The 14,818-nt window shown below is 51.2% G+C and carries 7 protein-coding genes; 1 reads left to right on the forward strand and 6 read right to left on the reverse strand.

The window, feature by feature from the left end:
- Position 1: 1 nt before the first annotated feature.
- Positions 2-1,312, forward strand: coding sequence for a 2-oxoglutarate dehydrogenase complex dihydrolipoyllysine-residue succinyltransferase (gene odhB / locus AC14M5_RS03500; protein WP_484028245.1), 1,311 nt, complete (start codon positions 2-4; stop codon positions 1,310-1,312).
- A 280-nt stretch (positions 1,313-1,592) separates the two neighbouring features.
- Here odhB and AC14M5_RS03505 read toward each other — a convergent pair whose 3' ends face one another.
- The 6 genes from AC14M5_RS03505 to AC14M5_RS03530 all read right to left on the reverse strand — a co-directional run.
- Entirely contained in the window at positions 1,593-10,115 is an 8,523-nt protein-coding gene (locus tag AC14M5_RS03505) for a GH36-type glycosyl hydrolase domain-containing protein (RefSeq protein WP_484028246.1), read from the reverse strand.
- Positions 10,116-10,118: 3 nt separating this feature from the next.
- Positions 10,119-11,084: a universal stress protein gene (locus AC14M5_RS03510; protein WP_484028247.1), complete on the reverse strand. Its 966-nt coding sequence runs from the start codon at positions 11,082-11,084 to the stop codon at positions 10,119-10,121.
- A 242-nt stretch (positions 11,085-11,326) separates the two neighbouring features.
- Positions 11,327-11,665 carry a DUF4288 domain-containing protein gene (locus AC14M5_RS03515; protein WP_484028248.1) on the reverse strand — a complete coding sequence of 113 codons (339 nt, stop codon included), beginning with the start codon at positions 11,663-11,665 and terminating at the stop codon, positions 11,327-11,329.
- Positions 11,666-11,695: 30 nt separating this feature from the next.
- A complete protein-coding gene (locus AC14M5_RS03520) occupies positions 11,696-12,313 on the reverse strand; it encodes an RHS repeat-associated core domain-containing protein (RefSeq protein ID WP_484028249.1) in 618 nt (205 codons plus the stop codon).
- Between the two features lie 111 nt (positions 12,314-12,424).
- Positions 12,425-13,072 (reverse strand): response regulator, encoded by a 648-nt coding sequence (locus AC14M5_RS03525; protein WP_484028250.1) that lies wholly within the window; start codon positions 13,070-13,072, stop codon positions 12,425-12,427.
- A 77-nt stretch (positions 13,073-13,149) separates the two neighbouring features.
- Positions 13,150-14,818: GAF domain-containing sensor histidine kinase (locus tag AC14M5_RS03530; RefSeq protein ID WP_484028251.1), on the reverse strand; the 1,669-nt coding region annotated here is incomplete at its 5' end.

Genomic DNA, 14,818 nt, shown 5'->3' on the forward strand with positions numbered 1-14,818 from the left:
AATGGCTGTAAAAATTCTAGTACCCGAATTGGGCGAGTCGGTCCTGGATGCCACAGTTTCCCGCTGGCTTAAAAAGGAAGGCGATGCTGTAAGAGTGGGCGATGTATTGGTTGAGTTGGAGACCGACAAAGTCAACCTGGAGGTGGGAGCCAAAAGCCCCGGCGTGCTCGCGAAGATCAACGTGGCAGAGGGCGGAGATGTTAAAGTTGGCGATGTTCTAGGGATGATCGATGAAAATGGGAAACCTGCGCAAGCAACTCCAGCCGAAGAGAAACCCAAGCCTCAAAAAGTTGAAGAAAAGCAGGAGGCCGGGCGTTCAAATGGAAAAGAGGCGGAACGAAAGACAGCGCCTCAGGTTACTCCGGTTGCGGCGCACCTCGCGCGCGAGAACAAAGTGGATGTCAGTCAAATAGCGGGGACGGGCGCCGAAGGGCGGGTGACCAAGACTGACGTGGAGCAGTATCTTCAGGAACAGGAAAAAACCGAAGGAACGCAGAAGCAGGAAGCGGCGGAGGAAGAGGCGCCGTCAGAAGAAGCGATAGCTGTATCGGAAAAGCCAAAAAGCGAACCTCAAGTACAGGTTGAACAATCCGCAAGCGCGGCTCCATCGCAACGACTCGAAGAACGTTCCCGCATGTCACGCAGGCGGCGGACCATCGCCCAGCGATTGTTGGAAGCTCAACAAGGCACAGCCATGCTGACCACATTCAATGAAGTGGACATGACTGCCGTAATGGATCTCCGCAAGCGGCGCAATGAAGAATTTCAAAAACGATATGGCGTGAAGTTGGGCTTCATGTCTTTCTTTGTGAAAGCCGCGATCAGCGCACTCAAGGCATTTCCAAGATTGAACGCGGAAATTCAAGGCGATGAGATCGTGCTCAAACATTATTTTGACATTGGCATGGCGGTCAGTTCGGATGAGGGGTTGGTTGTGCCGGTCATCCGTGAGGCCGAGGCACTTTCATTTGCCGAGATCGAAAAGCGGATCAAGGATTATGTTGAGAAAACGGAACAAGGTAAATTATCAATCGAGGATTTGCGAGGCGGAACGTTTACGATCACAAATGGCGGCGTGTTTGGCTCGCTGCTCAGCACACCGATCTTGAATCCCCCACAGGTTGGTATCCTCGGTTTGCACAAGATCGAGGAACGGCCAATCGCGTTGAATGGCCAGGTGGTCATCCGCCCGATGATGTATGTGGCGCTGAGTTATGACCATCGCATCGTGGATGGGAAAGAGGCAGTCCAGTTTTTGGTTCACATCAAGCAGATGATCGAAGAGCCGAGCTTTATGTTATTGGAGGGATGATCGCTTAAGTTACTGCGTGAAACAAGAAGGTCAGGGGCATTTTTCAACACGGATGTCACGGATTTACACAAATTTTCTAAAAACAATCCGCGATAATTCGTGTAATTCGTGGCAGAGGTTTGTGTCACCCTGAAGGAGCGCTTTTCAGCGACTGAAGGGTCTCAAAAGACAGTTGCGAGATGCTTCGTGCCTGAAAAGCGGCACTCAGCATGACACGATTCCATATCCTTTGTTGACCGCTACCGCTAGTGTAATGAATTCACTCCGCTTTGAGCATGGATCAACCCAGCATCACCACGATCTCGTGTACCTGGCCGTCATTGAAAAGTGGAATTTTCGCATCGGGTAATTTGCTGCCATCCATAACGATCTGGCTGACTCCGCGGTTCACACCTCGCGGATTCTGCACGCGGATGTGATAGGTTGTGTTATCCAGGCGATAATCAATTTCGTAAGTATGCCAATCTTTAGAAATGCAGGGGTTGATTGCTAAATGATCTGCGGCACGAGTTACACCTAACATCATCTCAACGCCAAGGCGGTACATCCAACTAGCCGAACCGGTGTACCAGGTCCAGCCGCCTCGCCCGGTATGAGGGGGCATACTATACACATCTGCTGCCACAACATATGGCTCAACACGATAGCGGTTCATCTTTTCGGGCGTATCGGCATGATAGATCGGGTTGATCAGGCGGAACAATTCCTCCGCGCGATTACCCTCACCCAGTTGAGCGAAAGCCCAGATCGCCCACAACGCGGCATGGGTATATTGTGCGCCGTTTTCACGGATGCCCGGCGGATAACCTTTGATATAGCCAGGGTCGCGCGCGGTACGTACAAAGGGTGGAGCGAATAGCAGGATCAACTCATCATCAAAGTGGACAAGCTGTTGATAAACCGACTCCATGGCGCGGCTGGCATGAGCGGAATCCGCACCGCCGGATATGACCGCCCAGGATTGAGCAATGGAGTCAATCTTGCATTCATTATTGGAGGCTGAACCGAGCGGTGAACCATCGTCATAAAATGCGCGCAGATACCATTCACCATCCCATCCGTTTGACTCGAGCGATTGATGGATCTGAACTGCCTGCGCACGATAATCGTCTGCACGCTTATGGTCACCCATCAAATCGCAAACTTCAGCGAAGTCGGTCAACGCAGAAGACAGGAACCATCCCAGCCAGATGCTTTCCCCGTTTCCCTGCACACCGACGCGGTTCATGCCATCGTTCCAATCGTGCGCCCCGATCAACGGAATTCCATGAGCGCCAGCGGTCATGGCTTTGGAGAGAGCGCGGCAGCAGTGTTCATACAACGTTCCATCCTGAACAGATGGGAATTGTCCATATCGTTCGTGCTCACCTGGCTTGAGCGGCTCGGCGCTTAGGAAAGGAATCTTCTTGGCAAGAATGGAACGGTCACCTGTGGCATGTACATAAAATGCGGTGACGTATGGCAGCCAGATCAAATTATCCGAGCAGCGCGTGCGGATGCCCCGCCCTGCCGGGGGATGCCACCAATGCAGCACATCACCTTCTTCAAATTGATGGCTGGCCGCTTCCAGGATGTGATGACGAACCAACTCAGGCCGCACGTGAATGAATCCCATTACATCTTGCAACTGGTCGCGATAACCATACGCTCCGCTGGATTGATAAAAAGCGGTGCGCCCCCAGAAGCGGCAGGATAGTGACTGATACAACAACCAGCGGTTCAGCAATAAGTCCATGCCTGGGTCTGGAGTACGCACTTGAATTTGCCCAAGGAGTTCATCCCAAAATTCGCCCAAAGCCCCCCATGCCGCTTCAACATTTTGGATGTTCTGATATTGCCCGATCAATCGCTCTGCATCGGCGCGGTCTGCACCTTCACCAAACAGGAAGGTGACTTCCTTTGTTTCACCGGGCTTCAGCCAGAGCAATAATTGCATTGCGGCGCATGGGTCAGGGCCGGGCTGCACATGCGGCGTAAGGCCAACACGGTCAAGCGCGGCAGGGCGTGTGTAACTGCCATGATTTCCGAGGAACTCTGTTCGGTCAGCTGTCACTGCATTGGGTTCACGGGTAGATGCTAAAAATGCGACACGCTGTCCAAAGTCCAGGTTGTATCTGTTGTGCGCCAGTAAAGCAAAATGTTCGGATGCAAATTCAGGCACGATGTACGCAGCCGTGTTTTCATGCGCTGTTCCCAGCACCCATTCAGCATAATAGGTCACATTGATGCGGCGCATATGTTTGGTAGTGTTGTGTAATTTCAACTGGATGATCTTGAGCGGGTCATGCGGGGCGACGAAGATGCGCACGTTCTGTTCCAAGCCGTGACTTGCGTGCTCGAAAATGGAATATCCCGCCCCGTGACGGATCAAGTACGGCGCATTCGCGCGTGCGGGCAGAGGCGTGGGTGACCAGATCGCACCGGTGTCTTCATCACGCAAGTAGATCGCCTCGGAAGGCGGGTCACTTAATGGGTCATTGCGCCAGGGTGTAAGGCGATTCTCTCCGCTGTTTTCTGACCAGGTACAGCCCATGCCCGATTCTGAAACAAGACATCCGAATTCAGGCGTTGCGATCACGTTGACCCAGGGAGCAGGCGTCCATTGATTTGGTTCGAGATAGATCACGTATTCACGTCCATCCGGGCTAAAGCCACCCAAGCCGTTGTCATGATGCAGGTTGGTGGGACGTTGGATTTCAGGGACGGTATTAAGCTCAGGGGTTAGTGATTCGATTGGGACAAAACGCGGGAGGCGGACGGGGTCAACATCCAGCTTGGATAACTGCCGCTCCAGCGGACCAGCCTCCCCGTCCAGTATGACGCGGGCTACTGAGGCGAGCAGAATCCGTTCTGATTCATTCATCTGATCTTCACGCACAATAAATATCCCGCCGCGTTTGTTAAGCCAGGCATCACTGCCGGTGCGGCTCAATAAGCGGTGAATCTTTCTTTGGAAATCCTGTTCGTAACTTGTCTCGCGCTGGTTAAAGATGACCAGGTCTATCATCAGGCCGCGCTTGCGCCAATAGGTATGTGCTAGTAACAATTGGCCGAGCAGATCAAGATCCTCTTCGCGTTTCAGGCGCGCCAGCAAAATTGGGTAATCGCCTGAGATGCCAAAAGTCCATAAACCGGGCTGGCCGATGGTATTGGCCGTCAGCACCGCTGACTCGGCGCGTAGTGCGGGCGATGGATACAGCAAAGGCGAAAGGAGCTTTTGGATTTGCTCAATTTTTTGTGAGGTGAGATCGAGTTGTACTAATTCTTTTTCAGTGTGAATCCTTGAATCATTAACCGCTTTCATGATCTGTGACCAGTGTCGATATTGATTCGCCAACGCAATCACATCTTTGCGCGAATAGCCTACCAATGTAATGAAAGCAACCTGCGCCGATTGATAAGGTTTCAGATTGATCTCGGCTTGCATGGCACAAATAGGATCGAGTGTTGCGCCAGTTGTGCCGGGCAGAACCGAGGCCTCACCAGAAACTGAAAAAACTGAGGGACGGCGCGATGTTCCGCCGCGGCCCATGAATCGTGCGCGATCGGTCTCGTAACCTGTCAGCTTTACATTGTCATCATTGCCGATGAAAAAGTGAGCCAGATAAATGGGTTTTTCATCGGCTGAGCGCGGACGGCGGCGGAAGAGCAGCACTTGTTCTTTCTGCAGAAATTCACTTTCAATAAATAGTTTGTTGAAGGCTGGATGATGTTGGTCGGTTGCCTGTTGCGCCAGAATGACCTCCGCATAACTGGTGAAAGCAAAAACGCGCGAGCGCCCGCCATAATTGGTGATGGTCACGCGGCGAATTTCGACATCCTCGGTGGGAGCTACATTCACAGTGGTGCGCAGGAGGATATCTTCATCCTGCCGTTCAAATTCCACACGATGAGGGAAGAAATTCACATCGCTGCGGCTGGGAGAGGTAAGAGTCGGCTGGCGTGTTACAGACCACAACTGTCCGTTGAGGCGGTCTTCGACGTAAATCCAACTGCCCCATTCATCCAGGGTGGGGTCGGCCCGCCAGCGCGTGAGTTCGATCCCATCCCAACGGCTGAATCCAGAGCCTGATGGAGTGATCAAGAGGCTGTATTTGCCATTCGAAAGACAATGTACCTGGGTATAGGGCGCATCCGCTGAGGCGCGCCAGGGATCGAGTGGAATGGAGGTGTAGGTTCCACGTGATGAATCCATTTGCTGAGGGCGCGGATATTCAGTCGGCGCGTTCATGGGAGTTTGTTCCTGCATCAGCAATTCAACGCTCTCGATGCGCGGGTCGGAATGGAAGCGGCGTATCATGCGTTTATCGAGCAGATAGTTGCATAACGAAAGCATGATCATCCCCTGATGATGAGCCATGAAGGAACGGATAATGGCATGGTCTTCGCCCGTCTTTAAATGCTCAGAAGTGAAATCGACTGATTCGTAGAAGCCATATAAGCCGCGCATCTTGAGTCTCTCGAACCATCCCATGTTTTGCATCACGGCCTGGGGATTGAAAGGTAAGGCCAGCATGGAGGCATAAGGTGCGACCACCAAACTCTTAGACAAGCCGCGTTTGTACCCGAGGCTTGGAACACCGAATGCCTGGTATTGATAAACCTGGACTGAATCAAATGTGTAGTAACTGGCCTCCGAGATGCCCCAGGGGATGTTCATTTCATCGGCATACTCAATCTGTTCTTCGATGGCGGCGCGGCAGCTTTGATCCATAAGCGTGTTGGGATAACTCTCTGCGAACAAGGTGGGCATGAGGTATTCAAACATCGTGCCACTCCACGAGAGCAGGGTGCGCGTGCCGTTGACTTGAGTCAACGGGCGGGCAAGATAGAGCCAATGATTTTGCGGCACATCCCCGCGTGCGATGGCGACCAGACTGCCGATGCGCGCTTCGGAGGCCATCAGATCGTAATAGTTAGGATCGAGTCGGCCAGACTCAACGTTGTACCCGATGTGGAAGACGCGGCGCTGAGGATCGTACAGGAAGTTGAAGTTCATGGCCTGGAAGAAGGAATCGGCCCTCGAAACAAGAACAGCATAATCGTTCAGTAATGAGGCGGAATTCTTGCGGGCGGATTCAAATTCATTCGCAAGTGACCTGCACCAATCCAGCGCGGCCTGATTCTTTTCATCCAATAGTGCTGTGACTTTTTCAAGAGTACTTCCCGCGCGCTCGCAAATATCAGGGATTTTTCCAAGCTCAGGCTGCAATAACAGTGTCGTTTGCAGTTCGGCCCAGGCAGAGGCAAGCTCGGGTTTAATATCAAGCTGATCCGTGAGACGCGGCATTTCAGCCAAAGACAACAGCCAGGGAGCGAGCACCTGCAGATCCATTCGGATGTGCTTCAACTGATAGCGCCAACGCTCGATGCAGACCGAAAGGTTGCGCAGTGTTTCCGGGGCAGGTTCCTCCCATGAATTTTGAACCGCTTCCCATAACATGTTTTCCAACTCGGCGCGGCTATCCTCGAGCAATTTATTCAACAGAGTTGGTGAGAACTGACTGGCATCGCTGAGGGTCATCACCTGGGCGCACAACGCATCAATTGCATTCTGCAGCGTACTGGCAACGCCGCCAAGTTGTGTCTGGTCTAGTGTGTCTGAAAGCATGTCGAGAGTATCAAACAGCCCATCCCATTGCACAACTGGAGCGTGGGCAATTTCACGACATCCCTGGCATAGGATGAGCAAACTGGCAGCCAGGTTTCCGCTATCGACCATGGAAATATAACGAGGCGGGAGCGGAGCAAAGGTGCGTGTGTCGTACCAGTTCAAAAAATGACCACGCACGCGCTCGAGGGTATCCATGCTGTCGAAGGCATCTCGTACGCGCAATGAAAATTCGAGCGGACCGATATAGCCCATGTCGTGCGCTGAAAGTGTGGCAAGCAGCATCATCCCTATATTGGTCGGCGAGGTATGATGCGCCACCAATCCGCGCGGGCTTTCCTGAAAATGATCAGGCGGCAGCCAGCGGTCTTCCGGGCCAACGAAGTGTTCGAAATAAAGCCAGGTGGAACGCGCCAGCAGGCGGAGTTTACGCTCCTGTGCGGGGGTGAGTCTTTTATCAGGAAGAGGATCAGCCCGACCGATGCGCACAGCAATATAAGGTGAAACGACCCAGCCAAGCAGGAATGGCCCAGCCAGCAACATGCTCCACGGATACCAGGAAAATAACAAGGTTGACAACGCAATGGCAAAGAGCGGCGCAATGACCATTGCCTGCCAGGCAGCTTTGATCTTTAAGCCCTTACCAAACACTCGAACCGTATGCGCGGCAGTCACCCATTGCAGCATTCTTTTGTGGGTCACAACCATGCGACTGAGCGTGCTCCCGATGGCATCCAGAATGATGAGGGCCTCGTGAGGCAGGAAGAGAATTCCAAAAAGCGAGCGAAGCGCCGCCAGGCGGATCGGGCGAGTCACTATATTAGTAGAAGATTCGCTGGAGAACTGATGACGTAATTCTGAAATAAGGTTGGTGAGGATGGAAATCAAATATGGGGAAAGCGCAAAGGCTATCCAGATGAGGCTGACGCCGGGCAATAACAACCAGCCGCTGATGAGCAAAGCCAGAACTATAGGCTCTACCAAACTGCGGCGCAGGTTATCAAAAATCTTCCAGCGGTTGATCAGCGAGAGCGTGTTGGGCACTGTGTCTTTGGTGCGGTGCGGCACTTGCTTCGCGAGCCACGGAAGAAGCTGCCAGTCACCGCGCACCCAGCGATGCATACGGTCTGTATAAGCCAGGTAATGCGGCGGATAATCCTCGAATAAGATCACATCGGTCACCAGGCCGCAGCGCCCCTGCATCCCTTCGAACAGGTCGTGACTCAGCAAACGGTTTTCCGGAACACGATCTTGCAGACTGCTTTGGAAGGCATCCACCTCATAAATACCCTTGCCCACATAACTGCCCTCACCGAACAAATCCTGATACACATCGGAGACTGCGCGCGAGTATAGATCGATGACCGAGTCACCGGAATAAACGCGGGTGAACAGGGATTGATTTGCAACCACCGGTCTGACCTGGACCCGAGGCTGGAGTACCGTGTAACCGGCCTTTATCTCCCCTGATACAGGATCAAACTCAGCGCGGTTCAACGGGTGTGCCAGTGTGCCGACAAGGCGGCGTGCACTGTCGCGAGGCAATAGCGTATCGGCATCCAATGTGATCACATAGCGGACGGTCGGCAAAACTTTTAAATCGCCAACTTGAACCGTAAAAGTAGTGGAAGCATCGCCTCTTATAAGTTTATTGAATTCCTCCAGCTTGCCGCGTTTGCGTTCCCAGCCCATCCAGCAATCTTCGCCTGCATTCCAGATGCGCTCACGATGGAATAAATAGAAGGGACGGTAACCTTTCTTGCTATATTTCTTATTCAATTTTTCGATGGCAGCTTTGACGCTCATCAAGGGCCGCTCATCACCGGGCATCGATTTTTCAGGCGCATCCGCAAAATCGGTCAGCAATGCGAAGTGGATATTTGGGTCGGGATTGGATAGGTAGTGACTTTCAATCTGACGAATTAGAAATGGCACATCCTTCTCAATGCTTAACAAGGCAGGGATCGCCACCATAGTCCCAAATTCGGAGGGAATGCCTGATTCAAAATCCAACTTTGGTAATGTACGCGGTGAGATGGTAGACACCACCAGCCAATTGACAATTTCAATCGCAACGGCAGAGGCAGGAAGCACCGCAAGAATGATCGAAAGAATGACCTGGGCAAAATTCCCCCCGGCGATAATTGCATATGAAATGATAATGGAAGAAAGCAAAATGGTTAAGGCGGTGATGCTCCCAAGGTAGGCGGCTGTGGCATGATTCTTGATGAAGCGTGTGATAAAACCAGCCAACTGCGGGCGGTAGGCAATTTGCGCTTCAAGTTTTTCCCTGCCCGGGCCGATGAGATAATATCCAACATGCATCTCACGCGCTGACTCACCCGCTCGTGCAAGTTGAATGGCCTGTAAGGCAATATTTGTTTCATCCACCGATGAGCCGCGTGCTAATTCCTCGATCACACTGCGGTAATGATTGCGGGTCTCGAAATCCATGCGGGCGTATATTTTGGCGGGGTCATCACGCAGGGTGTTTTCGATGACACTGGTCGATTCGAAAAATGTTTTCCAATCCTGTGTGGCTAAGAGACGAAGGTCGAGGATGCAGTTAACGACTATCGTCTCAGGAGCAGGCTGGGGGTAGGCAGAGGCGGAAGTGTCGCTTCGCTGCCAGAGGTCGGGCTGAGGCGTGGCATCCCATTTTAATTTCGTTAGGGCTGAGAGTCCCTCTGCCAGGGTTTCCATCACGGCCAGGCGCAGCATCAACGGCAAGGCCCAGAGTTCGCCGACCTTGAGCGGAGTGATATTTTGAAATATCCGAATGGAATTTTTGATCTGTTCAACATCCAGTCGCGCATCGTTCTGGCGCGTGATGGCCAGCGCGAGGATGTAGATGCGTGCCCAGCCATTGCGCGTTTTGGGCAGGCGCAGGTAGTAATCGGCGGGCAGGTCTTCCTCCACCTGGCGGACGGCCTGTTCAATCACATAGAAATTATCCAACAGCCATTCTGCCGCATGGGAAACGGAGACCTGAGTGCGCGTGACTTCATCAAAGTGGTGATAAGCGGACTTATAGAATTCCATTAAATTCTTCAGCCGCCCGGGGATGGGGAAAGTCCCGAGGCGCGGACGGCTGGGGGCCAACTTACCAGCCAGCTCACGGATCAGTGCATCTTGATCTTCGCGGGGCGTGGTTGCAGGTTCAGATTGGGCTGCTCTGACTGTATCCAGCATGGGTCAATGTCCTTTGCCTTCTTTGGCGGCCAGCTCGGCATAGGTCTGCTGGATCTCATCTTCGGAAAGATCCTGCATGATCATGAGCGGCGTGTTGCCATAGGCAATAAAACTGGTGGTCACACTCCCATAAGGCCAGCGCTTCTCGCCGGAATAACCATGCGCAGAGAGCAGCACCAGGTCTGCATTGACATCCTCCACCATGTCGTGCAGGATGCTGATGGCATTGTCACCGACCACGATGTCAGTTTTTAGATCCAAGCCTTTTAGCGAAAATTGAGTCAGAATCTGTTCCAAATAGTGAACAGCCTCCTCGCGGTTTTTTTCGACGAGCTGATTGATGAGCTTTGCATCCTTACTGGAAAGCGGAAAACGCTGAATGGTTTGCGGCTTTTCGATCACCGTTCCAAATACCAGTTGGGATTTGTAAAATTGTGCCAGGCTCACGGCCACCGGCAGGGTGTATTCGGCACGCGGGGAACAATCCAACCCGATGAATAAGCGCTTGTAGTGAACCCCCAAAGGCCCCGTGCCTGTGGGCTTGTAGGCCCGCACCAGCAGGATGGATTTATAAGAACGCAATAGGATCTTCTGAACCACAGAGCTGACGTTCCAGCCGCTCAACCCGCTGCGGCCATGCGTGCTGAGGCCGATCAGGTCGACGTTGTTATTACGGGCAAATTCGATGATGGAATCTGCCGGGCTGCCCTCGAGCATGGCAGATTCCACGGTCAGGTCGGACTTTTGTAACTGGTCGGCCACCTGCTCAAGGTACTTCTCCGATTTACGTTTGCGCAAATGCCAGTCGACCGGGTCGATGGTGGGTATTCCCTCCCCATTCTGGAGATGTTCCATCACATGCAGCAGGGTGACGCGTGCGTTCATCACCTGAGCGATGGCCGTCACATGCGGCAATACATGCTCAGCCAGGGCGGAATAATCCAGAGGTACAAGAATGTGATTGATCATGGCAGCCTCCAAGCTTAACAACGAAAAAGCCATGCACTACAATGAGACGATGATGCCTTGTAGATCGTTTCCCCGATAGTAAAATTATATAACAAATCACACCCCATAAGAAACATCGTTAATCCCAAATTAATTTGCATTCCGGAGAGGAGAGAATACAAAACGCCGCCAATGATGGCGGCGTGAGCGATTGGGCGCGGTTGAATAAGTTTCTGCTTAATGTTTTTGAATAAGCTAAACTCTTATTTCGGCTTATTCTTTTTTTGCGTTATAGTTTTGGTATTAAGAATCTGTTGTGCTTCGCCTTCCCACATTAAGCGGGAAAAAACCTCCACACCATCGTACAGTTCTTCTTCACAAAGGTCTTGAACTTCCAAAACCTTGACCAAACGCCAGGATACATCACCCCCTTCAAAGTTTTCATAAACATTTTCAGAGGATAAGGCTAGTTTCTTAGCCTTCTTAGATGCTTCCGATTTATTACCATTTACATTGATTAGAAAAATCCTCTTATCATACAAAACATCATCCAACTCGCCTTGAACATCGCAGCGGAATAAAGCTTCTACCGAGTACCACATAAGTTCTCACTCCTCATTCTTTCTTTATCTCTATTTTGGTTTTTGCAACAACCTTTTCACTTGTTCTAATATTTTTTTGGCAGTTTTCAAATCCGACTTTTCTTTGCCAGTAGCCTTTTTAAGTGCCTCTTCTATTTCATTCAGAGACTTTCCAAGTAAGCCAGTAGGGAATTTTCTCTTCAGACTACCAGGCAATACATTTTCGGCAGGTTTTGTCGGGTCAAGTTTATCAGCAGATAAATGCGTTATGCTATCAGAGATTGTAGCAGCGTTATTCTTAAAGTTTCTCCCAAAACGATCTATTGCATACCCGATATTTTGCATATCTCTTTGCACTGTTTCTGGAGGAGTACCAACTACATAAGCTAAGGCCAAAACACCAATAACAAGGACTGTGGCAGGAATAATAACAGCTTGATATTGATGCCCAGTTGGATCAATATGATTTGTGGGGTTATTAACAACATAGCTATATCGATTCCACGCCTGCGGGTTTACCGGATCGGGTATCAGACTATCTGGCTGAATGAATCGATTGATATAAGCCGAATAAAACCTCGCCTTGTAATCCATCAATCCAATATCTGCATCGAGGTTGCGTTGACCCGTGTAGCCCAGGTCGGTGTTTGGTTCGCTGGGGGTGGGCACATTCGGGCGGACTCCGCCAAATACCACTTGCTATCGCTTCGGGTACATGGGGCAAATATCTCTGCTGGCTTATTAAGGTGCTATCTTGAGCTTAGTATTTATCTCTGAATTTTATTGCCCGTTCAATTTGATCAACCCCGTCTTCATGGCATGGAGCACGGCTTGGGCACGGTTGGGTTGTTTCATTTTCTCCAGGATATTCTTGGCATGGCTGCGAATGGTCTCTTCGCTTACGGTGAGCTGGCTGGCGATCTGTTTATAGGTATTGGGCGTCGCCATCCATTCAAGCACTTCGAGTTCACGCGGGGTTAGTGATATTGATGATGTATGCTGGGGCTGCATCCGAGCCATAACTTTTTTCATGACATCGGGATGTAAATAAGCCTCGCCATGAACCACCGCGCGGATCGCGCGCACCAACTCGCCAGGCTCGATATTCTTCAGCACGTATCCTTCAATCCCTGCCGCAACCAAGTCGAAAACGCGATCATCCACTTCGGTGCCCGTTAACATCATTATTTTTATTTTTGGATTTGACTTCCGCAACGCAAGCGCCATTTCCTGACCATCCATCTCAGGCATGACCAAGTCAACCAGGACGATATCTGGATTTAGACTCCGCGCAGATTCCAAGCCGACTCGTCCATTTTCCGCTTCACCTACGACCTCCAGGTCTGATTCCAGACGAAGCACCATCGCCAACCCCTTGCGGACTACGGCATGGTCATCGACGATCAGAATACGAATGGATTCAGGCATGGCTATTCCAAACTCTGGAGTCGGACAGCAAGCTGTCCGAATTGTTTTTGTGCAGCAACCCGTTGCTAAACTCTAAATTAATGGTTTCCATTGATCGGCAGATTTATCATGATCCGCACACCTGCGTTCAGTTGCGATGCGATCTCGCAATCGCCGCCCATGGCGCGGGCGCGTTCCTTGATTCCATGCAAACCGAAATGCTCACGGTTAACGCTGCGCGACAACGCAATGGATGGATCAAAGCCTCGGCCCTCATCTGAAACAACGAGATAGACTTCATCGTCTGTAACGGTCAGACATAGCCGCGCAGATTGTGCGCCCGAATGCCGCGCAGAATTTGCCAGGGCCTCTTGAGCCATACGATAGACTGTCCTTCTCATGCCAGAGGATAATGAATTGAAATCACCGTTATTGCTAAAGATGATACTAAACGAACGCGGGCGGCAGCAACTACTGACGTAGTTGGTTAAATCTGCTATGAAGAGTTCGATGGTCAGCGCTGAGGGCCACAGGTCAAAGATGGAGCGGCGGACTTCGTCGTGTGCGGTGTTGGCTAATGAACGCAAATCGATCAGTTCCTGCTTTACATCATCAGCTTGTTGAGGCAGCATGGTAATACAAGCATCCAGGGAATAGACAATGCCAAAGAGCGATTGCGCGACGGTATCGTGAATGTCACGTGCGATGCGGTTGCGTTCGGTCTCGACGGCCAGGCGTCGGGCGCGGTCAATGCACAAGATGGTGGTACCAAGTGCCAGGGCAGCTTGATTCGCAACCGTCATCAGTGTAGATTCACGCTCTTTGGTGAGGCCAGATTCTTCGACCAGTAAAATGCCGACGGGGTGTTCCCTCAAATAAAGAGGCAGTATGAACCAATCGCTTTGATCGAGCCAGTTGTTGAGTTGGGGGTCTTGAATAAGAATTTGTTTGTTGCTGATAAAGCTATTGCGGTTGAGCAAAGCCTTGATGACTTCACCATTTTCGGATTTAAGTGGAAGCGATTTTGTCTGGGGGAATGATCCTTCAGCAGGATACACCATCCAGCCGCCAAGTTCTTCGCGCGCGGGGTCAACCAATGCGACGACTGCTTTTGAAAAACCCAGGTCGGTGGTCACCGCGCCGAGCACGCGTTCTTGTACAGAAATTAAATCTGGCGCAGCCTGTAACAAAACCGTGAGATCGTGAATGATCTCCAATTGGCGGTGCGCGGCGGAAAGTTCATCAGTGGCCCGATTAATGGATTTAAGCAAAGTGGATGGATATGCAAAGAGAAGAGGCAGCAGCCAGATTCCCGCGAGTTGAGTGGCAAGCAGAATGGGGTCGGATGGCTGCGAATTGAATGTGTTCGAGAAAATATAAAGCGGCGTAAAGACAAGGGATGTGATCAGCGCACCGCGCACCTGAAAGAAGAACGCGCCAGCCAATAATGGGCTAAGCGCGTACAAATAATATGCGCTATGTGAACCGCCGCTCACAGCCAGGATGAAGGCCGAGAAGAACAGGTCTATGCTGAGCAATATGGGATATTCAAGAACAATTTTATTTAGCGGGCGATTAAAAATAGAAACGATTGAATTGACTGATAACGCAAGAGTAAATACCAATAAGGGCGGGAGCAATGTTCCTGTTTCATTGAAAGTAAACAATACAGACGCCAGGGATAACCAGCGAAAGATGACTAAAAAGATAAAAATTCGGTTGGCCCGAAAAATTGACTCGACTCTTTCAATCATAAAAGTTGTAAAA

The sequence above is a fragment of the Candidatus Villigracilis sp. genome (assembly GCF_057083605.1).